This window comes from Domibacillus robiginosus, from assembly GCF_000966195.1.
Classification (GTDB): Bacteria; Bacillota; Bacilli; order Bacillales; family Domibacillaceae; genus Domibacillus; species Domibacillus robiginosus.
The window spans coordinates 59,209-81,091 of the sequence record NZ_LAHL01000040.1 but is presented as its reverse complement, the minus strand read 5'-3'; the positions used below and the strand labels follow the sequence as shown (position 1 = coordinate 81,091).

20 protein-coding genes are annotated in these 21,883 nt (G+C 46.3%); 16 read left to right on the top strand and 4 right to left on the bottom strand.

Annotated features, from left to right (window positions below):
• The first annotated feature begins 37 nt into the window (after nt 1-37).
• The 9 genes from spoIIID to VP97_RS24775 all read left to right on the top strand — a co-directional run bounded on the left by spoIIID (nt 38) and on the right by VP97_RS24775 (nt 5,484).
• Nucleotides 38-289 carry a sporulation transcriptional regulator SpoIIID gene (gene spoIIID / locus VP97_RS17415; protein ID WP_050183348.1) on the top strand — a complete coding sequence of 84 codons (252 nt, stop codon included), beginning with the start codon at nt 38-40 and terminating at the stop codon, nt 287-289.
• A 584-nt stretch (nt 290-873) separates the two neighbouring features.
• A complete protein-coding gene (gene mreB, locus VP97_RS17410; RefSeq protein WP_050183347.1) occupies nt 874-1,878 on the top strand; it encodes a rod shape-determining protein in 1,005 nt (334 codons plus the stop codon).
• A 141-nt stretch (nt 1,879-2,019) separates the two neighbouring features.
• Nucleotides 2,020-2,820, top strand: coding sequence for a flagellar hook-basal body protein (locus tag VP97_RS17405; protein ID WP_050183388.1), 801 nt, complete (start codon nt 2,020-2,022; stop codon nt 2,818-2,820).
• A gap of 13 nt (nt 2,821-2,833) precedes the next feature.
• On the top strand, nt 2,834-3,622 hold the full coding sequence (locus tag VP97_RS17400) for a flagellar hook-basal body protein (RefSeq protein WP_050183346.1): 789 nt from the start codon (nt 2,834-2,836) through the stop codon (nt 3,620-3,622).
• Between the two features lie 16 nt (nt 3,623-3,638).
• A complete protein-coding gene (locus tag VP97_RS17395; RefSeq protein WP_050183345.1) occupies nt 3,639-3,842 on the top strand; it encodes a DNA-directed RNA polymerase subunit beta in 204 nt (67 codons plus the stop codon).
• A 13-nt stretch (nt 3,843-3,855) separates the two neighbouring features.
• Nucleotides 3,856-4,275, top strand: coding sequence for a 3-hydroxyacyl-ACP dehydratase FabZ (gene fabZ / locus VP97_RS17390; protein ID WP_050183344.1), 420 nt, complete (start codon nt 3,856-3,858; stop codon nt 4,273-4,275).
• Nucleotides 4,276-4,431: 156 nt separating this feature from the next.
• The gene (locus tag VP97_RS17385; protein WP_050183343.1) at nt 4,432-4,761 is read left to right on the top strand and encodes a hypothetical protein; all 330 of its coding nucleotides are present in this window, start codon (nt 4,432-4,434) and stop codon (nt 4,759-4,761) included.
• 145 nt (nt 4,762-4,906) lie between these two features.
• Entirely contained in the window at nt 4,907-5,311 is a 405-nt protein-coding gene (locus VP97_RS17380) for a hypothetical protein (RefSeq protein ID WP_050183387.1), read from the top strand.
• Nucleotides 5,312-5,361: 50 nt separating this feature from the next.
• Complete coding sequence (locus VP97_RS24775; protein WP_281175116.1) at nt 5,362-5,484, top strand: hypothetical protein; 123 nt, start codon at nt 5,362-5,364, stop codon at nt 5,482-5,484.
• 42 nt (nt 5,485-5,526) lie between these two features.
• Here VP97_RS24775 and VP97_RS17375 read toward each other — a convergent pair whose 3' ends face one another.
• On the bottom strand, nt 5,527-5,928 hold the full coding sequence (locus tag VP97_RS17375; protein WP_050183342.1) for a YwpF family protein: 402 nt from the start codon (nt 5,926-5,928) through the stop codon (nt 5,527-5,529).
• Between the two features lie 224 nt (nt 5,929-6,152).
• On the opposite strand from VP97_RS17375, the gene VP97_RS17370 reads away from it, so the two are divergent.
• On the top strand, nt 6,153-6,530 hold the full coding sequence (locus VP97_RS17370; protein ID WP_050183386.1) for a single-stranded DNA-binding protein: 378 nt from the start codon (nt 6,153-6,155) through the stop codon (nt 6,528-6,530).
• A gap of 222 nt (nt 6,531-6,752) precedes the next feature.
• On the opposite strand, the gene VP97_RS17365 is transcribed toward VP97_RS17370, so the two are convergent.
• Nucleotides 6,753-9,503, bottom strand: a complete 2,751-nt coding sequence (locus VP97_RS17365; RefSeq protein ID WP_050183341.1) for a DEAD/DEAH box helicase — start codon at nt 9,501-9,503, stop codon at nt 6,753-6,755.
• On the bottom strand, nt 9,496-10,797 hold the full coding sequence (locus tag VP97_RS17360) for a hypothetical protein (RefSeq protein ID WP_050183340.1): 1,302 nt from the start codon (nt 10,795-10,797) through the stop codon (nt 9,496-9,498). The genes VP97_RS17365 and VP97_RS17360 overlap by 8 nt, the downstream gene beginning before the upstream one ends.
• Before the next feature lie 247 nt (nt 10,798-11,044).
• Here VP97_RS17360 and VP97_RS17355 point away from each other — a divergent pair, with 247 nt between their 5' ends.
• The 4 genes from VP97_RS17355 to VP97_RS17335 all read left to right on the top strand — a co-directional run bounded on the left by VP97_RS17355 (nt 11,045) and on the right by VP97_RS17335 (nt 18,466).
• Nucleotides 11,045-12,436, top strand: coding sequence for an N-acetylmuramoyl-L-alanine amidase (locus VP97_RS17355; protein ID WP_050183339.1), 1,392 nt, complete (start codon nt 11,045-11,047; stop codon nt 12,434-12,436).
• Nucleotides 12,437-12,550: 114 nt separating this feature from the next.
• Nucleotides 12,551-14,476: a S8 family serine peptidase gene (locus tag VP97_RS17350; protein ID WP_050183338.1), complete on the top strand. Its 1,926-nt coding sequence runs from the start codon at nt 12,551-12,553 to the stop codon at nt 14,474-14,476.
• A gap of 915 nt (nt 14,477-15,391) precedes the next feature.
• The gene (locus VP97_RS17340; RefSeq protein WP_082220414.1) at nt 15,392-16,405 is read left to right on the top strand and encodes a C40 family peptidase; all 1,014 of its coding nucleotides are present in this window, start codon (nt 15,392-15,394) and stop codon (nt 16,403-16,405) included.
• 108 nt (nt 16,406-16,513) lie between these two features.
• Entirely contained in the window at nt 16,514-18,466 is a 1,953-nt protein-coding gene (locus tag VP97_RS17335) for an S-layer homology domain-containing protein (RefSeq protein WP_050183336.1), read from the top strand.
• 49 nt (nt 18,467-18,515) lie between these two features.
• On the opposite strand, the gene VP97_RS24770 is transcribed toward VP97_RS17335, so the two are convergent.
• On the bottom strand, nt 18,516-18,638 hold the full coding sequence (locus tag VP97_RS24770; RefSeq protein WP_281175114.1) for a hypothetical protein: 123 nt from the start codon (nt 18,636-18,638) through the stop codon (nt 18,516-18,518).
• Between the two features lie 196 nt (nt 18,639-18,834).
• Between VP97_RS24770 and murJ the strand changes: the two genes are divergently transcribed.
• Nucleotides 18,835-20,352 carry a murein biosynthesis integral membrane protein MurJ gene (gene murJ, locus VP97_RS17330; RefSeq protein WP_050183335.1) on the top strand — a complete coding sequence of 506 codons (1,518 nt, stop codon included), beginning with the start codon at nt 18,835-18,837 and terminating at the stop codon, nt 20,350-20,352.
• Nucleotides 20,349-21,857: a hypothetical protein gene (locus VP97_RS17325; RefSeq protein ID WP_050183334.1), complete on the top strand. Its 1,509-nt coding sequence runs from the start codon at nt 20,349-20,351 to the stop codon at nt 21,855-21,857. The genes murJ and VP97_RS17325 overlap by 4 nt, the downstream gene beginning before the upstream one ends.
• The last annotated feature ends 26 nt before the right edge of the window (nt 21,858-21,883 follow it).

Here is a 21,883-nt window from a genome sequence, read left to right as displayed (position 1 = left end):
CACCGCTCATCCCGTTTCCGCTGAAGGAGGCGTGTGCGTGCGCGAATACATCAAAGAAAGAGCGCTGAAGGCCGGGAAATATATCGTAGAAACAAACAAAACTGTCCGGGACATTGCGAAGGAATTTGGCATTTCTAAAAGCACCGTCCACAAAGATTTAACGGAACGGCTGCCAAACGTAAACCCGGAACTGTCCGCACGTGTCGAGCATATTTTGCACTATCATAAATCTGTGAGACATCTGCGGGGAGGAGAAGCGACGAAACAAAAGTGGAAGCGCCCCGTTTAGGCTCGACGCGCATAAGGGGCAATGGTGAAGGGGCGATCTTTGCCACTCATCCATTGACACTTATGACCTCGAGAGCCTGGGTGCTGCAACTGAACAAAACAAAAGTGGAAAAGAACCGTTTAGCGACTGCCCTTTTCCACTTTCAAAGATCAAATGCTAAAACCGCCGCTTCCTGCGGCAACGCATTTGTGACCCACATCCTGTGGGCCCGCGCCGAATGTCGTTTTAGTCAGTGATGTTTTCAATTTCAAACACGTATGTTGTAAGTGAAAAAATTTGCTGCTAAAAGATTAAATGCTAAAACCGCCGCTTCCTGCGGCAATGTGTGTGATCCGTATCCTGTGGACTTGTGGTCTGTGTCGTTTTAGTCAGGGATTTACCCAATTGAGAACGCATAGGCGTTGCTTGATAATATCTAGTATGAAAAAAGGACGACTCAGTTTCGAGCTGAGCGTCCTTTTTTCGTGGTTAAAAACGAATATTCGTTGTCCATACTTTCCTAAATATATGGTAAAATAGGTATTTGGAACAAAAAAGATACGAGTATATAAAAATAGATAAAGCATATTCAGGGGGAATAGAGCATGTTATCAAGGGATATTGGAATTGATCTTGGCACAGCAAATGTTTTGATTCATGTAAAAGGACAAGGCATTGTATTAAACGAGCCTTCTGTTGTGGCGCTGGACCGCAGTACAAATAAAGTACTGGCAGTAGGAGAAGAAGCATATCAAATGGTTGGGCGGACACCGGGCAATATTGTAGCGATTCGTCCACTTCGTGATGGAGTTATTGCCGATTTTGATGTAACAGAATCAATGCTGAAGCATTTCATTAATAAACTAAATGTAAAAGGCTTTTTATCCAAGCCGCGTATTTTAATTTGCTGTCCAACGCAAATTACGGCAGTAGAGCAAAAGGCGATTCGTGAAGCAGCAGAGAAAAGCGGCGGCAAAATCGTTTACCTTGAAGAAGAACCAAAAGTAGCGGCTGTTGGTGCCGGCATGGATATTTTTGAACCGAGCGGCAATATGGTCATTGATATTGGCGGCGGTACAACAGATGTAGCGGTTTTATCGCTGGGAGCTATTGTGACAGCAGAATCCATTAAAGTAGCCGGCAACACATTTGATGCAGATATTATGAATTACGTGAAAAAGCAGTACAAGCTGTTGATTGGTGAGCGGACAGCCGAGGCGATTAAAATAACTGTCGGTACCGTTTATCCAGATTCACGAAATGAAGAAATGGAAATTCGTGGACGCGATATTATGACAGGCCTTCCAAAGATTTTAACAATTACCTCTAAAGAAATTGAAGGAGCATTGCGTGAATCTGTCGCGCAAATTGTCCAGGCATCTAAAAATGTGCTTGAGCAAACACCTCCTGAATTATCTGCTGATATTATCGACCGCGGAGTAATGCTGACAGGCGGCGGGGCTCTTTTGCACGGCATCGACCAATTGATGGCGGATGAATTAAAGGTACCGGTATTTGTGGCCGAGAACCCAATGGATTGTGTAGCTATTGGCACGGGCGTCATGCTCGACAGCATGGACCGGATTTCTTCCAAAAAAAGAAAAATATGAACGAATAAAGCTGCTTTTTATAAGCAGCTTTATTTATTTTCCCTCAAACTGTCTATTTTTCTTATTATTTTCTGTTAATGCAGAGGGTGCCATTGTATAATGGAGACGGCATCTATTGCTAAAAAAATTGAGGTGAAAAAGTTGTTTAAAGGTTTTTACACTGCTGCATCAGGCATGATTGCCCAGCAGCGGCGCACTGAAATTTTAACAAACAACATGTCAAATGCGAACACACCGGGCTACAAAGCAGACCAAACAAGTGTAAGAGCGTTTCCGGAAATGCTTTTAAAACGGATGGATCAAACATCTATACCGGTTGAAAATAAATTAAATGTGCCGCTTGAGCCGCAGATTGGAGCGCTCAATACCGGTGTTTATTTACAGGAAACGATGCCGAATTTCCGTCAGGGTGACATTCGGGAAACCGGCCTGACAACCGATCTGGCCCTGCAGGGAGAGTCGGTTTTCTTTGCTGTTCAAAACGGTGCAGGAGAGCCGCGTTATACTCGAAACGGTAATTTCACCCTGGATCTGGAAGGCTATTTAACAACGGCCTCCGGTTTTTATGTGCGGGATACAGAAGGGCAGCGGATTCAACTCGCGTCCGATCAGTTTGAAGTAGACAGTTCAGGCCGCATTGCGCAAAACGGGCAGCAGGTGGCACAAATTGGTGTAGCATATGCCCAGAATGCAAATGATTTAATCAAAGAGGGAGATGGCCTGTACCGGATAGACGGGGCGGCTCTTCCAAGCGCTTTCGAGAGTGAGGATGCAGCATTTTCTATTCAGCAGTCAGCTTTAGAGGGGTCTAATACCGATACAGCTCGAACGATGACCGACATGATGACAGCGTATCGTTCATTTGAAGCAAATCAAAAAGTATTAACGGCTTATGACCGCAGTATGGAAAAAGCGGCAAACGAAATCGGACGCGTAACGTAAAGGAGAACGCAGTATGAACAGAACTATGATCAATGCGGTCAATACGATGTCACAGCTTCAGAAAAAGATGGATGTAACGAGTAATAATGTTGCGAACATTAATACAGCAGGATATAAAAGAAGCGAAGCGACGTTTGCCGACTTGATTCATCAGCAGACAGTCAATATGGAGCGCCGGAATGAAGACATAGGCAGACAAACGCCGTACGGTATTCGTTTAGGTGCGGGTGCGATGATGGCGCAGGCGCAAATGGTGGGCGTACAGGGCACATTGCAGCAGACGGGGCGCACGCTGGACTTTGGTTTGTCCCAGCCAAATCAATTTTTTAAAGTGCTTGTAGAAGACGAGCAGGGTAATAACCGTGTTCATTATACGCGTGACGGCTCTTTTTCCGTTACACCGGCTGGTGAAAACCGTGTCATGCTTGTGACCTCGGAAGGGTATCCGGTGCTTGATGAGGGGGATAATCCGATCGTGCTGCCGGAGGATGAAATGGAAAATCAGGCAGCCGGGCTGCTTGGTCTTGTTCAAGTGGACAAGCCGCAATTTCTTGAACGGGCATCCCAAAACCTGCTTGTGCTGCCGGAAAATCCGGCTACAGCCGAAAACCAAATTCTGCGTAACTTGGGTGCTGCTGAACGCCAGCAGGCCGGTATTCAAACAGGTACACTCGAAATGTCTAATGTTGACTTTTCAAAAGAAATGAGTGACCTGATGGTTACTCAGCGCTCTTATCAATTCCAATCAAAAGCGATTTCAATCGCTGATCAAATGCTGGGCTTAATTAACGGGGTCAGATAAAGGGGAAGGATTAATTGTGACAAATGGACAGAAGCGGAAGAAACAAACCCGCCTCACCCCCCTCGGCAGATTTATCTTATCATTGTTTTTCATTGTCCTGACTGCCGTCATTGGCGCGTTGATTGGATACAGTATTATCGGTAAGGGAAACCCGATCGATGTATTTAAATTGGACACATGGATTCAATTGTATGAAGTAGTCGTAAATAGTTTTTTTTAAGGTGGGTGCTAATATGGATATTCGTGAAATTAAAGAAACAATTCCGCATCGCTATCCGTTTTTGCTTGTCGATCGGATTCTTGAAGTGGAAGAAGGAAAGCGTGCGGTTGGTATTAAAAACGTGACCGCCAATGAAGAGTTTTTCAATGGACACTTTCCGGATTATCCGGTCATGCCGGGTGTGTTGATCGTTGAAGCACTGGCACAGGTCGGCGCGGTAGCGATGCTGAAAAAAGAGGAAAACAAAGGCCGTCTTGCTTTTTTTGCCGGCATTGATAATTGCCGTTTTAAACGGCAGGTTGTTCCGGGCGATCAGCTTCGTCTTGAGGTGGAAATGACACGCCTGCGCGGATCAATTGGAAAAGCAAAAGCAACCGCAACAGTAGACGGTGAACTTGTCTGCGAAGCGGACTTGATGTTTGCACTTGAATAGAAAAAAGCACTGTCGTCCTGTACAAACGGGCGCCAGTGCTTTTTTGTTTGGCGCCCTATTCCTTTTTGCGAAAAAAACGGATATTTTGACCAATTGCGGGAAACAATACATCACGTAAGCGGATAAATTTCAAAGAAATGAAAGGGGCTTTTCTATATGAAAGCAAAGTTATGGAAGTTAGCAGGCGGTTCATTGCTGGCGGCGCTCGTTTTAGCAGGATGTGGCGGCGGACAGGAAGAGGAGCAGCAAGAGCAGCAACAGGAGCAGCAGGATGAAAACAACGGCACCGAGACAGAAAATGAGGTAATGGATGGCGAGCAGGATGTAGAGGAAGATTTGAATCAAGGCGAACAGGACATGGAAGAAGATATGAACCAGGGTGAACAGGATGTAGAAGAAGGTGTTGACCAGGGCGAGCAGGAGTTAGAAGAAGGCATTAATGAAGGAGAACAACAGCTAGAGGATAATAATAATCAAAACCAGTAATGGAAAGGAAGCATCGGGCATTCATCTGCTCTGGTGCTTCTTTTATGCATAAAAATTTTGTCACCGGTTCAAAAGTATGATAGAGTATAAGAGTTATTATTTTAAAGAAGTCAATGAGGCTATTTCCAGGAGGTACCTATTGGCAATGTCCATATTAAGTGGTTTATCACACGGCATCAAAATTAGTATCACCCGTTCGATTACGACGGCGTTTGAACAATATATGGCAAACATTATGTGGGAAGAAGAGGCCTACAGCCCCGCTGACTTTATGAAGGAATGGCAGAGCTATATTCAGCAGCATGCTTCCTGGTATCATGATGTGCCGGACGATGTGAAAAACGATCCGAGGTTTCATGAAGAGCTGGCGGGAAAAATTAATCAAGTGGTCGCGAAAATTTTCTCGGAAGAACCGACAGCCGAGCAAATCGAAACGCTGAACGTAAAGCAGGAACAGCTCGGAACGGATTATGACTTTTCGTGTAAAGCCGAGGCGCGCTTTTATATTGATTTTTTAAATGAATATGAAAAAAAAAAGCCGAAGCACTAAGTCCGGCGGATGAACAGGAGCTAGCGCTGGCTTCACTGCTGTATGCCCAGGTGTACGATAAAAACCTGCCGATGCAGTCCTACACAAAACAGGATATCTCCTACATTATCCAGCTGCTTCAACAAACTCTTCAAACGGGTCTTGATGGCCTGCAATCGGATATTATCCATTAATGAAACGCTTTTCCTCCAAAGGGAAGGCGTTTTTTTATTAGGTTACTTTTGGACGGCTTCTGTAAACGCCTTTAGCAGTTCCTCTCCAGAAAGTCCTTCTTCTACAAGAGAATGAAGCACCTGCTTTGCGTATTCATTCCGCATCTGGCGCAGCTGTGCGTCGAAAAGGACACTTGTGCCTTTTTCTAGAAGCTGAAAGGAACGAATAGAGACTGTAAACATAGCCGGGTCATTTCCACGATGTGAAATCGCGACGTGTGCTGTTAATGGCTCCTCCTGCTCAAAGGCACGAACCGTTTGGACACCCTCTTCCTCCAAAAACAGCTCAATCAGCCATGAGCGCTGTTCATCTTCACGGTTGACAATCAATCCATCCTGAACAGGGACCGAAATGAGCTCTCCTTTTTTCTCGAATAAAAAGGTAGCGACTTTAAAGGTTTTCAAGCACTTCACGCTCCTCTCATGAAAGCGATTTATAAAAAAAGTATATCAATAATTAAGCGAAAAATCATTTTTTGACCATAAGAGTCTGCTCTCTGCCGGGCAGAAAGAGGAAAAGTATTTCCATTTATTGTCCAAAAATGGGTAAAAGCAAAGAGAAGTAGCTTTGTTTAAAGCGCTGCCTGCCCTGTATGATAAAGTCAGTTCAATGGAAGGAGGGGAGCGAGCTGATTAATCAAGTGACGCTTGTCGGCAGGCTGACAAAACATCCAGAAGTGAAGCATACAGCTGACGGAACGCCGCTTTTACAGACAACGGTTGCAGTCAACCGGCCGTATCGGAATGCAAAAGGCGAGACAGACACTGACTTCATTTATTGCACTGTCTGGGGCCGCCTGGCGGAAACGGCCGTCAAATACAGCGAAAAAGGGTCATTGGTCGCTGTACTGGGCATGATTCAAACACGAAACTATAAAGACTCAGACGGCAAAACCATTTACGTAACGGAAGTGCTTGTCCAGACCATTCGTTTTCTCAGCAAAAAGCAGCACGATGCACAAACGAACGAACCGCCCGGCATCATTCAAACTGTACCGTTAATTTAGAGGTGAACCTATGACAGAGCAAGTTGAACGTGTAATGGAAGATGTCATTTTCCAGCTTGGCAAAGCAAAAGCCGTGATTGATCAGCTTGAAAAAAGAATTGAACAATTAGAACAGGAACGTCAAAAGTAAAGGGCAGCCTGTTCTGGCTGCCCCAATTCCCCACCTATCCTCATACGGCGCCCGCCGCTGCCCCGCCCGCCGCTGCCCCGCCTGCCATTCCTCTAGCGCAGGGCGGGGCTTTTGGAGTCTAGCGTAAACAATTCTGTCAGCTCTTGATCCGTCATGCTGGCAATAAAAGCACCGCTCTGAATAATTTCACTGCTTGCAGCCTGCTTGGCTTCAATCATCGCATCAATTTTCTCTTCGATAGTGCCCGTCGTAATAAATTTATGAACGTGAACAAATCGGCTCTGGCCAATTCGATAAGCCCGATCGGTTGCCTGGTTTTCAACGGCTGGATTCCACCAGCGGTCATAATGAATTACATGATTGGCGGCTGTTAAATTCAATCCCGTGCCGCCGGCTTTTAAGGAAAGCAGGAAAAAAGGAAATGCTCCCTCTTGAAACTGCGTTACAAGCCTGTCACGTTCCTGCTTCGGTGTAGATCCATTTAAAAATGGCACGTGAATGCCAAATGTCTCAGACAGCTCCCGCTGGATCATTTCCCCCATCCCGATGTATTGAGTAAAAATCAAGCATGCCTCGCCCTGTTCATAAATATTGCTGGCAAGCTCCATCAGCTTTTCCATTTTTGAAGCGCGCTCCCGCACATCTGCCGGCTCTTTTTCTTTTAAATAAAGAGCAGGGTGGCTGCAAAGCTGCTTTAATTCATTAAGCAGCCGGAGAATCAGGCCGCGGCGTTCAAAAGCAGACAGCTGGCCAATTTGCTCCATTGTGTCACGAACCGTTTGCTCATATAAAACCGCCTGCTCTTTTGAAAGAGGGCAGTATTCTTTTTGCTCCACTTTATCAGGCAGCCCAAGGGCTGCCTCCGGATCATTTTTCGTTCTCCGCAGTAGGAACGGACGGATTTTTGCCTGCAAAGCAGCAACCCGCTGGGCATCATGGTCTTTTTCAATCGGCGCCATATATCCTTTTTGAAACTGGGCAAGTGAACCGAGCCAGCCGCGGTTGGTAAAATCGAAAATGGTCCACAGCTCAGACAAACGGTTTTCCATCGGCGTGCCGGTCAGGGCAATCGCATGGCGGCTGTGAAGCTTGCGGACCGCACGCGACTGCTTCGTGCCCGCGTTTTTAATGTTTTGTGCTTCATCAAGCGCGGCGGTGCTCCATTCTACTTTTTCAAGCGTGTCAAAATCGGAGTGGACAAGCCCGTACGTCGTCAGGACAACATCCGCATTTGAAATATCTTCCGAAAAAGCCTCCCCACGCGGCCGGTCCTTGCCATAGTAAAGCATCACAGATAAATCGGGAGCGAAGGCAGCAAGCTCCCGCTGCCAGTTGCCAAGAACAGAGGTCGGGCAAATAATAAGCGCCGGCGTTTCGGGCCGCTCTTTTTTTTCCACATGCAGCAGATAAGAAATAAGCTGTACCGTTTTACCAAGCCCCATGTCATCCGCAAGGCAAGCGCCAAACCCGCATTCTCTAAGGAACAAAAGCCAGCTCATGCCAGCGATCTGGTAAGGGCGCAATTCACCATGAAGCTTCTCTGGCGGCGGCAAAAGAGGAATATCGGCGCCGCTTCGCAGCCGTTCGATCATCGCCTGCAGGGAGCGGTTAAGGCGAATGTGTACACGTGCGGCATCATCGGGATCTGTAAATTCCTGATTCAGCACATCCACCATCGTCAAGCCCTCTTGTTTTGCTTGTTCCATCAGCATTTTAATTTTTCGAATAACATCCGGGTCCAGATGAACCCAGCGGCCATTCGCTTTTACAAGACGGGAGCCGGCTTCAGCAAGGGCTAAAAATTCTTCCTCCGTCATTTCCGCTCCTCCAAGCGCTACTTTAAAATCAAAATCCAAAATCGCGTTCATGCCGACAAACGACTGCTTGTTGCCCTCACGCACATCAGCGGCGACAGAAACAGCCGCTGAGCGAACGGATTCCCACCAGGGCGGCAGCAGCACAGGGATGCCCAGTGCTGTCAGCTTTTCGCCCCGGTCTGTTAAAAAAGTAATCGCTTCTTCTTCTGATAAGAAACGCTTGATGGATCCTCCTTCATCAAGCTCCGGAAACAACCGGAGCCAGCGGCTGATTTCTTCGAGTGCTGCGTCCACAAACGGTTCGGCCGACTTCGGCAGTTTTTTGCCCAGCTCATATACTTTTTCAGAAGGCTTCCGCCGTAATAAAATGGCTTCCAGTGTCCAGCTGTCGTCTTCAGACTGCGGTTCAGATAGCCGCAGTCCCGTTTCATAAGCAGCCGGCTCCTCATCGGACAGATATTCCCGAAGTCGTTCCGCATCAAAATATAGATTTAATTCAGCTGCCGTTAACCGGGCACCGACCGCTTCTGCGACGGCTGTAATGTTTGGATGGGCTTCTGCTGCAAGAGCAGGAAAAATCCGCTCTACAAATGACCGGCGGCTTTCTCCATAAATAGGCTCCTGCCAAAATGATTCGGCAAACTCATCATATACATCTTCAGGTACAGGCCATTCTACGCCTTCCTCCTGAAAAGAAGGCATTGCATCCCAAACAGCTTCATACAAAACAGGCGCACAGGCGAGACTGAAGTGGCCTGCTTCATCCCATTCAAAGCGGGCAAACCGGTTAAAATGCTCTGCTTTAAAAAGGGACGCCCACTCAAACGGCGTCAGCCGGACAGCTGGTTCCCCGTCCAGCTCGCTAATGGTTAGTTTCGTCCCGTAAAAACTTTCTGCATGTCCGCTGAACAGGAGGCGTACCCACGAATCAAAAAGCAATGGCGCACCGTTTGCATCCATTGCCCGCAAATAAAAAAAGCTTTGTTCAAATTGTGTAACAAGATGAACCGTTTTAAGGTTAATCATCCAACAGCCCGCCTTTTCTACATTCTTCTTGAAACGCCCGCAGCCGCCTGGTTTCACCAAGGGTCCATTCCAGCCAGCGGTCAAATTCGTCTGTCTGTTTTAGTTTTTTATAAATTGTGCGCATCCGCTTTATAAACCGGACCGCTTTTTTATAGGAAGCTCGATTTTTTTGGGCAATAAAAGCGGCAATCCCATGGTGAAGAAGGGGAAGAGCCAGCTCAGGTTCTTCTTTTATAACGCTTTTTAAGCCAGCCCGGTCTAAATCTGTTATATCCGCTTCGACAAGAATCTGCAAATCGACCCATTCAGCATAATCACCCCGGCCGATTAAAAAATAGCTGAGTGATACGTAACTGAACGGCAAAAGGCATGTATACAGCTCTTTTACAAGCAGAGGCGCAAGCTCAATGACCTCATCTTCTTCTACGAGCCGAATCACCTGCCGGACGAGCAAACGCCGGCTGTATTCATTTTCAATCGTCAGCAGGCCGTCTCGTGCCAGAGAAACAGCTCCACGAAGAACGGCTGTAAAGCGGCCGGATCTTTTGGCTGACTGCAGCCAGTGAAGAAAATAGGGAAAGGTGTCCCCGGGAGCAGACGCAGCGGAGGTGACAAACTGGTCCATGTCACCGAGCAAATACAGCTGGTGCAAAAAAGCAGCATGCTGTACGGCGTTGCTGCCGGGCGTGGGCACAATCCACTCAAGCTCTGCTGTTCGCCATTCTGTTTTAATAAAAAGGGACTCCCACAATAAACGGTACATATCAAGTCGTGCTGCTGGAAATTGCTCGAACGGGAAGCTGAGCAGGCGGCCCGCATCTTCCCGCAATTGTTCGATATAAGACTCAAAAGCAAACGGCAGTGCAGTGCCTGTCATTTTAGCCGCATCATATGCTTCATCTGCAAAGTAAAAAAGGACATCATAAGCAGCCCGCTCGGCCACTTCTGGTGCTAGATCTGCTTCTTCAAGCCCATCTGCAAGTGCCGAAAAGGAATAAAAGGATGCAAATAAACGAAAAAGGACAGCCCATTCCCGGTCCAAGGGTGTTTTTTTGAGAAGGGACTGGTACAACTCTTTTGCCGCATACTCTGTCTGGTATGGCTCGGCCTTGATTTTTTCGGCTGAGAGACGGGTCCGAAAAGCAGACAGCACAAATTCTTTCCATTCACCGGCAGAGGTTCCGCTTGAAGGAGCCGGCTTTAAATCCGATGCCCGCATCACACCCGGAATAGAAAATAAATCTGCCCGCTTGGGAGAAGATGAATCAGTAAACAGCGATTTCGCCTTCGTCAAAATAGATGGCACCCTTTCGATTCTGTAAGATTTCTTCATTATAGCATGAAATGGTCCCCGTTAGGCAAGAAAAAAGAACTTATGTTCTATTATTTCTCTTCAGTAACAACTATTACAGAAAAATTACATTTTTAGGGTAAATCTAATAAAATAGCCTTTTTTCACTAAATGTTAAAAAAGAGATGTTTTTAGATTATATTTTCTGTGCTAGACTTAGGTGGTAAATTTTAAGAAAGGAGGCAGAAAGGTGAAGAAACGGTTTTTCTTTGTCGTATTAGCGTTTATTTTGACGGTTCCTCTATTTAATTTCGGACAGAGTGCCAGCGCAGCAGGCTTTAAGGATGTTCCATACCGGGCATCAAAAGAAGTCAATTATCTGGCGGAAGGGGGAATTGCCAACGGATCGTCCGCGACAACTTTTGATTCAGAAAAAACGGTCACACGGGCCGAAGTAGCTGCTTTTATCGGGCGGGCACTTCAGCTTAATGGCACAAAACGTGAAACAAAATTTGTCGATGTCGGTTCAGGCAACTTCGCTTCCGGCTACATTCAGTCTGCTGTAGAAAAAGGCGTTCTTTCCGGATATGATGGCGGACGGTTTTTACCATATAAAGAAGTAACCCGCGGAGAAATGGCGGTTATGCTTTCAAAAGCATTCGGCTATTCATTCGGCGGCACTTTGTCAGGTGCGGCAAAAGCCTTGATGTCCCGTGGAGTCGCAGATGGAATGGCGGACGGTTCGTTTGGTGCATCTTCTGAAATTAAACGGGTGGACTTTGCAGTATTTCTTGCCCGGGCGATTGCACCGACTTTCCGTACGGTTCAAACAGACGAATTTAAAACAACGATGTGGACAAACACGGGCGACCTTAACGTTCGTTCAGGCCCATCAACAGCGTATGCATCACGCGGAAAATTGGCGAAGGATGCACGTGTAACAGCCGCTCATTCAGTCGGCAGCTGGACGTATATCCGTTCCGGCACAACAGTTGGTTTTGTAAACTCTTATTACTTGCGCAGCACAGAAACAAACAGTGCTACGACGGCAGATCCACGTTTAGCTGAACAAACCATTATCCTGGATCCAGGTCATGGCGGTTCAGATCCCGGTGCCGTTGGATTTGGCCTGCATGAAGCAGATGTAGTCCTAAAAACAGGCTTAAAAGTAAACAGCCTGCTTAAAGATACACCGTTTAATGTAAAAATGACGCGTTCGACAGATACATTTATTACATTGGCGAACCGCGCTGCTTTTGCGAAACGTAACAACGGTGACATCTTTGTCAGCATTCATGCCAATGCTGCTTCTCCAAGCGCATCCGGCACAGAAACATTTTACTCGGCAGCAGCAAACAGCCAGAATGCATCAGACAGCAAGCTGCTGGCAACAAAAATTCAAAGCCGTATGATCGCTGCGTGGGATTTGAAAAACCGCGGCGTAAAAACAGCTGGCTATTATGTGCTGAAAAACAACACAGTACCGGCTGCATTGCTTGAGCTCGGCTTTATTACAAACAAAGGCGACAATGACAAGCTTAAGTCAGATTACTGGCTTAACGTAATGTCTAAGGCTATCTATAACGGTATTTTGGACTATTACAAAGCAAAAGGTTACAATGTAACGTCGCTTTATAAGTAATAAAATAGGCCAATATATAAATAGAATATTCAACACACGCCGTGTACAATAAAGAGGGGATCCCAAACAGGGCCTCTCTTTTTATTTTTAGTTTCAAAGAAAGAGGTGACCGAAATGAATGCTATAAAACTACCTGCCTTTGTTTTTACAGCTTTCTTTTTATTTTTCCATACACCTTCCTCGCCGGAAGCGGCAGCAATGGACGGCAGGCAGGCTGTAATTATGTTCAAAGACGAGGTAGACAAAGAGCTCCTGGAACAGTTTTCCCAATCGGTTGACTACATATTTCAAGAAATACCGGCAGCGTCGATTACAGTAAGTGAAACGCAGAAAAAAGCGCTGCAAATGTCACCGGAGGTTGAATCCCTTTCCTATGATATGCCGGTTCAATCGTCAGCACAGTCTCCTTCCTACGGCTATGAAAAAGTAGGGATGAAAAATTTAGTGCCGTCTACACTGACAGGAGCCGGTGTGAAAATCGGTGTCCTTGATTCAGGCATTGACGCAAAGCATCCTGATTTGCAAAAAAGAGTCGTTGGCGGCACTTGCACGATGGACATTATCTATGGGGAGGCCGGATGCCCAAATTCTTATTATGACGATGCGGGGCACGGAACGCATGTCGCCGGTATTATTGCCGCTAATAACAATACATTCGGTACAATTGGCGTTGCGCCATCGGCCAGCTTGTATGCCATTAAAGTGTTGGATGAATACGGCGAGGGCTCAACCAGCACCTTGATTGCCGGCGTAGAGTGGGCGATTAAGCAGAAGCTGAATATTTTAAATATCAGTATTACTTCTCCTATTTATGATCCGGCAATGGAAGAAGTGATGAAAAAGGCCTATAGCGCCGGTATTTTAATCGTTGGCGCAGCTGGAAACACCGGCGCACCCGTTTCCGGAAGCGATTCATCTGTTGAATACCCGGCGAAGTTTGAAAGTGTCATTGCCGTTTCATCGATTGATCAATATGACAAAATAGATCGCCAGTCGTCGCTTGGAAAAGAAATTGAACTAGCGGCCCCGGGTGTGAAAATCTACAGCACATATCCGGACTCAGACTACACAACCTCAAGCGGCACGTCTATGGCTGCGCCGTATGTATCTGGAATAGCCGCACTGTATAAAGAAAAGTATCCTGAAATGACGAACAAGCAGCTCCGGGCACTTCTGCAAAAAAATGCGAAGGACTTAGGCGCAGCAGGCCGCGACCGTTATTTCGGCTTTGGTCTTGTGCAGGTGGACAAAAACCCGGTCAATCATGATATCGAGCTTCCATACACAACAGACAGCAAAGGAAAGCTCACGGTTGATACAAGTGATCTTGCCGACCGGTTCGGCACATACAACGTATACCGCGAGGATCATTTGGTCGGCAAAAATGAAACGGCCGCAGAATGGACAGATTATGCTTCAGCAGGCACGATCAATTATTATTTCCACCCGGTCGTAAATGGGGTAGAGGACGAAACATCGTTTACAACGTTAAAAGCAGAAGTTGCGTCTCCGAAGATAAAAGACCTGCTCGCTTCGAAATGGTATGACCGCTATATCACGTATTTGAATTATCAAGGGATTATGACTGGATTTGAGGACGGGACGATTCGTCCGGAGTCCAACATAACGCGCGGAGAAGCTGCTATTTTAATTGGAAAATCACTTGGCTTAAACGGCACCGCGCGAAATACATCATTTAAAGATGTAACCGTCAATGTCAGCTCATCCGGCTACATTCAAAGTCTGGCCGATGCGGGTATTACAAATGGCTTCACGGACGGTACCTTCCGCCCCGGACAGCTTGTGACACGGGCGGAAATGGCTATTTTAATTTCGAAGGCGTATGAAATCAACACAGCTTCAACCAGCCAGCTAAAAGATATTACAGCGAAAATTACCGGCTATCAATATATTAACGGAGTAGCGGCAGCTGGAATTGCCGGCGGCTATGAAGACGGTACCTTCCGTCCGCATACACATATGAACAGAGCACAGTTCGCAACATTCTTAGCACGTGCTATCAACAGTGAATTAAGATAAAAACCAAAAAGCACCGGTCCATCATGGGCCGGTGCTTCTTAGTGTTGAAAAACAAAGAGGTTAAGAGAAAATGCGTTTTTTTTTTAGCCTGCCCGAAAGCCTTCCTTTTTGAAAAACAGTGTCAGTGGGCTGGCGGCTGCGCTTTCCTGCGGGGCGAACGCTGAACCAGCCACCACTTCGCGCTGCCTGTTTCACCCTGTCCGCTCGTCCCGCGGGAGTCTGCGCCGGCAGCCCTCCGCCCGTTATACTTCTGAAAAACAGAGAGATTAAAAAGTTTTTCTGTTCTCTCCAGCAAAGAAAGGAAAATATAATGAGTTTCACCAGCTTAGTTCCCTCCCCACAAAGGCGGCAGGCGCGGGGCGTAGTCTCCTAAGGGACTAGCGGGACAGGTGAGATCGGCTTTGCCACGAAGTGTTGAAGACGAGCTCGCCGCCTGCCCCTTGGAAAGCGGAGCTCCGCGAATGCCGCTCTTTCTATGCTGCGGCTAAGAACGGTCACTGCACATATAGGTTTTGATGATGTAGGCCGACAACATTATATTTCAACAGAATGAGCACCGGTCCACCATAGGCCGATGCTTTTTTGTTACACACAATCTATCAGTTTATTTATTCAGCAATCATAAAACATCCTATTTACCCTCAAAAAGCTATATTTAATAGAATTTTCAGTTTTATTTCAGTAGTATGTCAATATTACACGATGATAAAAAGTACAACAAATATACATGAAAACGGTCCGTTTTCCTCCTATTTTCTGGTTAAAAGTCTATAAAAACCCCGTGATAGCAATGTCATGAAATGATATTTGAATGTAATAGAAACGTAACCTAATATTGGGTTTAAATTTGCTACAATAGCTTCAGTGAGAAAAACACGAGAGAAATGAAAGAAAGAGAAAAACTGGAGGTTTGTAGTGAACAGGTGTAAAAAAGCAATAACGGCTTTGCTTGCCGCGGTCATGCTTTTGACTCTTTCCCCGCTGACATCGTTTAAAACCGAAGCGGCGTCTGTCGGAGAATCGATCGTGACTTATGGCAAAAAGTTTATGGGTGTCCCTTACGTCTTTGGTGGAACAACACCAAGAGGATTTGATTGTTCCGGCTTTACTCAATATATTTATAAAAACGCAGCAGGTATTTCACTGCCAAGAACGGCAGAACAGCAGTACAATGTTGGTACAGCAGTTTCAAAAAGCAATTTAGAAGTAGGCGATCTTGTATTCTTCAAAAATACATATAAAGCAGGAATTTCACACGTAGGTGTGTATGCCGGCGGAAATATGGTATTGAATGCAACATCAAGTCAGGGAATCGCACTTGTGTCTCTAAGCAATTCTTACTGGGGGCCAAAATACGCTGGTGCAAAACGCGTTGTGAAAGCGCCGGTTGTTCCAGATTGGTTCACGGATGTACCGAAAACAGACGCAACATACTCAGCGATCAAAACGCTGACAGACAAAGAAGTCATCAATGGATTTGAAGATTATACATTCCGCCCGGATGCAAAAGTAACACGCGGACAGGCAGCGGCCATCATGAACCGCGTACTTGAATTGAAGCCAGAAGTCATGAGCCACTTTAAAGATGTACCGAAAACATATCGCTTCGCTTATGATATTGCAGCGATTCGTGAAGCGGGCATCATCAACGGATTTGATGATAAAACATTCCGTCCTGAAGATGAAATGACACGTAACGAAATGGCTTCCATTATCCAGCGTGCATTTGAATTGAAAATGTCACAAACAGCAGCCGCAAGCGTTAAATACTCTGACATTCGTGCAGATCACTGGGCGTACGAAGGTATTGTAACAATGGCTTCGATCGATAAAACAGGTCTTTTCAAAGGTGAAAAGTTCTACGGAACACACCTTGCTACACGCGAAGCATTTACAGTTGCAATCTACAATGCAATGAACGCTCAATAAGAAAGAAAACAAACAGTCCTGGGCCCTTAACCCGGGGCTGTTTTTTCTATATAAAAGAAAACTAGATACCAAAAGGCCACCAGCCATTGAAGGGAGTTTCAATCTAGGATGAAAAAAGCATGTTCAATAGTGATGGCACTTATTTTATTATTCCCCATTTTGCCATTGCTAAACAACGAGGCGCATGCCGCGGATGATGTAACCGGCATTACCCTTGAGAAAGAAATTCGGGCGGTTATTGCCGCCGGAGTGATGAATGGATATGAGGATGGTACATACAAGCCTGCCAATTATGTAACACGCGAGGAATTTGCGACTTTTTTAGCGCGTGCTCTTGAACTGCCTGCGGGACCGGCGATTTTCAAAGACGTTTCGCCTTCTGCAAAGCTGGCGCCTTACATTAACGCGGCAGCAGCGGCTGGAATTGTAAACGGCGGATCAAACGGCAATTTCTCTCCGAAGCTGACGATTACGCGTAAAGATATGGCGCTGATGATCAGCAATGCACTGGATTATTTGAAAAAAGAAGCGACATACGTAAAGCCTGAGTTCACAGATGTGGCAGCTTTAAGCTCTGCTCACCGCATTGCGATCGGCAAAAGTGTTCATCTTGGCATTATTAACGGATACGCGGACGGACGGTTTGGTCCAGAAGACAATGCAAGACGCGACCAGGCAGCTGCATTCATTTACCGCTTACTTAATGGCGATTTGCCGGAGCCGCCTGTAAAAGCGTATCAAACAGCGAATATCGATGGGACAGGCCAGATAACGCATGCACCTATGCAGTATGAATCATTTGATCTGGCGAAGCAGGCGATGGACAAAAGCGGTTCGGAGCTTGTTTTAAAAGATGGAAAGATTATTTATATGAAAGAACATGCGGGCCTTGTGTTTGCCAAGCCTGCAAGCAAGGCAACGACTGTTAATTTATACACAGATACAGCACTGAAAAATGCGAAAACGTATGTAACAGCTTCTGCGATTGGCAGCAGCGGTATTTCCACAGAGCTTCAATACATTACAGCAACCGATTCTTACGTAAAAGTGTACCTGGGCGGCGAATATTATTATATGAAGCAAGCAGATGTCCGCCTTGTACCATATGAAGGAGCAGAAGGGCGGAGCTATTATGCGGTTTCCGGCGGTATGCTCGTTCACTATATTTATAATGTAGATACAAATCAAACTGTTTCATACACAGCCGGTCCGGCGCCTTCTTTTATGAAGGCAGGAGCAAAGTATTACAGCTGGGACGGCTTCTCGTTTTATAACGCAAACGGAAAAGCAGTCGGCCGTGAGTACCAGTATTTCCAATTCCTATCCGGCCGTTCAAAAACAAGCTACACAGCTGCGCAGCTAGATAACTATATTAAAGAGGCGCTTGCTGAACGCCAGGCAACAGGTCTTGCTAAATATCGCGATGCCACAACGAAAAGCAAGCTGATTGGTCTTGGCACGATTGCGAAAAAAATAGAAAATGAGTATCACGTAAATGCCCTGCTCATTGTCAGCATGGCGATCCACGAAAGTGATTATGGCATGAGCGATAAAGCACAGCGGTTAAACAATCTGTTTGGCATTGCCGTGTATGACGCTGACCCAAGCGGCGGTGCATCCTTTAAAACAGTAGAAGAAGGCGTTGTCCACCTTGCGGATGCTTACTTGAAAGGAGCAGCGGGTGACTGGCGCGGCGGCTACTTTACACCAAACAGCTGGCGTGCATACGGAGCGGCACCAGGAAACAAATCAAATGGTGTGAATGTCAAGTATGCTTCTGATCCAAACTGGGGTGCAAAGCTGGCCGGTCATATGTACACGGTTGACCATGAGCTTGGCGGACAAGATTTTGGCCGCTATACGCTCGCTTTCACAAACAAAGCAGACGTTACAGTGCGTACCAGTGCCGGCGGAAGCGGACTGTATACGTATGGATTAACAAGAATGCCTGTTACCATTGAACAAACAGGCGACTGGATGCAGGTTGTTTCTGACATTCCAACTCACACATCTGGATACCTTCAGCGAAGCGAAGTGAATATTCTGCCGGTTGCAGAATAAAAAAAGCCCGCTCCGGTCATTGGCCGGGGCGGGCTTTCTTGATCAGTCCCTATTTAGAGGAGGGAGCCCAGTACGATTCAATTCCTGTAAATGAATCTGTTAAGTGGTGAGCTACCTCTTTGTCTGCGTCTCCGTGAGCTAAGAATCCGTATAAGAAAGTGATCATTTTCATGTAGAAAACTCCTTTCAAAATAGATGTATTTAGAATGTATCTTCACTATAAAGGACAATCGGAGAAGAATCTTCTTTTTTGTCAGCTTATCTTACAGGCTTTCTTTCTGGGACGTTTTGGCAGGCTGTCGCGCAAAAGAAGGAAATGGGGTAAAATAAACAAGGAATTTAATAGAAAACTGGGGTGTACGACGACTATGTCTTTGAAAAAAACAGCGCTGTGGCTTGCCCTTTTTGCGCTTATTGTCAAACTGTCCGGATTTGTGCGTGAAAGTATCATGGCTTACAAATTCGGGGTTAGCCATCAAACCGATGGATACCTGCTTGCATTCTCTTTTATTACGCTGGCCATTGCTATGATTGCCGGCGGGTTCAACAACGTATTCCTGCCGCTGTATGTGAAAAACAGGCAGGCAAATCCAGAGCGGACTGACCGAACAGCCAGCGCCATTATGAATGTGACATTTCTTCTATTTATACTGGTGTCTATTGCAGGCTATCTGTTCGCTCCCTGGTTTGTACCGCTTATCTATGGAAATATGACGGAAGCAACGGCAGAAACCGCTATTTCGATCACACGGTTTTTCTTTGTGTTTATGTCTTTTATTGCTTTAACGAGTATTCTAGATTCATACCTGCAGGGACGGCGTATTTTTGTCCCATCACAAGTAGCCAAGCTGCTGCAGACGGTATTTGGTGTTTCCTTTGCGCTGCTTTTTGCCGACCAGTGGGGGATTGCCAGCCTCGCTTACGGCTTTATAACAGGGACAGCACTCGGGATTGTTGTTCAATTTTATTACTTATTCAAGACAGATTATCGCTGGAAGCCGGTTCTGTCCGGAGACAAAGAATTTCAGCATTCGTTTCTTGTCCTGCTTGCACCGGCTATTCTCAGCTCCGTTGTTGGGCAGATTAATGTTTTTGTCAACAAAAGCTTTGCATCTGGAATTGGAGAAGGGCCGGTTACGTATTTAAACAATGCGCAGCTGCTTTCTTCGATTCCGCATACAATTTATGCAACGACGATCGCTGTCATTATCTTTACGCTTCTGGCTGAGCAGATCGATGACCGTCCTCGGTTTCAAAATACGTTTTTCAGCGGCATGCAAATCTCACTCATGACCCTTGCACCGATCGCAGCCGGTCTTTGGATCGTCGGTGAGCCGGTTCTATCTTTTATTTTCGAGCGGGGGAAATTTACGGCGACAGATACACACAATACATATGTTGCGCTTGTCTATTACCTGCCGACCATTGTCACACAGGGTATGCAATATATTGTGGCGAAAGCCCTGTATGCACAGGGGAAAACCAAAACTGTGTTCCGTATCAGTGTGTTTACGATTGCTCTTAACGCGCTGCTCAACTGGCTGTTTATCGGGCCGTTTGGCTATCCGGGACTGGCACTAACCACGTCGATTGTTTCTCTTTACTATTTAACAACCTGTACCGTGTTTGTGTACAAAGACTTTGATAAATCAGAACCTGCACGCCTGATCGGTCTTTTGATCCGGACAGCTGTTGTTACAGCTTTTATGGCCGTTCCGCTTTTCTTTGCACGTCCGCTTGTGGAGGATTTGTATGCGCTGTGGCAGCTGGTGATTCTTGTCCCAATCGGTGCGGTTTTGTACGTAATTGGCCTGTTTCTCTTTTACAAAGAAGGATTCCGCAAGCTGCTTAGCCTTGTAAAACGAAACAAAGGAGCATTGTCGTGAAAAAAGCATTGCTTCTGTTAATGGCTGTGATGATGATCATGGCTGGCTGTACAGAAACGATAGACGAGGAACCGACATCAGATACGGTAAGTATTCCGCTCGGCAGCCGAACGCTTATCTTAGAAGCAGAAGGACTTCAGCTCGAGCAGGAATACGAGACAGAGGGGCTAGATGCCCTTTATAAAGACACGGTGTATGAACTGGGCGCAGGCAGTGCCAGCATCACCATACGGGTCCGCAAGCTGAATAACGGCGACCGTTTTGTGATGACACGTTTAGGTGGAAAAGGAACAGTCAAGGGAACGGTTTCGATTCCGGGTGCTGATGATTATTATATGGTAGACTGGACGAAGGATATGCCGGTGCGGGAGCATAACAAAGTCACCGGCGTCGATCCGACCAGGCCGCCAGTAGGGCTGTTCCGCTATACAAAGGAGCACCAGTTTATGAATGAGCTTGTCATGAGCCATTCGTTTACATCAAAAGTACTGACGCAGCTGTATGGAAGCGGAAGGGAAAGCCGCCTTCACGAGCTGCTCGCTGAAAGAAACACCGTGACTCATTCCCAAAAAGGAGTTCAGTTTGAGTTAGCATCGGAACGTGACCAGCTGACCGAGCAGTGGTTTTTACTGGCAGAGAAGCCGCTCTTTGATGAAACAAGCCATTTAAATGATTGGATTACCTTTCAAAAAGAGCACTACAAAGAAGTGAACAACTGGTTTACGGTAGATGGGCCGATGAAAAAGCTGCCCTGGTCTGTTGAGCCATTTACAAAAGATGGCTATGGTCTTTATCTGGGCACGATGATGGAAAAAGAAGCGGTAGACCGCTTTTTTAGAGATCAGGACCGCTATTTTTATAATTTAACAGTCCAGTCTGCAGCCAATCTATGGACGTACCGGACAGAGCGGAAAGACGTTATTTGGAAAACAGAGTTTACCAGTACATGGCTGAAGCAAAAGTATGATATTACCGCACCATACGTAGATACCCGGCATAATGAACTGATTGCTCTTTATTTGCACCGGATTGGCAAAGAGCTGGGTGTGCCGGAGCTTGAAGCCGCCCTGCCGGATTACAGCGATTATTTGCTGAAGCTAATTAGCATTGATAATGTTGTGCCGGCGGAGAACGGCTACTATCCAGCCGATTATTATTCACCGCAGCAGGGTAAACAATTTATTCACGCCTCGCTCAACCATGCGCTCGGCGAAGCAAACATGTTTATTCAGGCGTACGAAGAAACAAAAGAAAAAAAATATTTGTTTGCGGCCCGGGATATCCGGCGGGCGGTGGAATCCACTGGTGAAAAGTGGATCCGTCCGAACGGCGATCTCTGGTACCAGATCAATCGGGACGGCACATTCGACGGCGGAGACTATGAATTGTTGACGCTTTACGACCTGCGCCGACACGAAAAAAACTGGAAAGAGCTGGGCGGAAAACCGAGTCCTATTTTGCAGAAATTGATTGAAAGTAAAGAACAGTATTTAAATTCAAAATAAGTTTCGCTATAATGCTTAATTAAGGG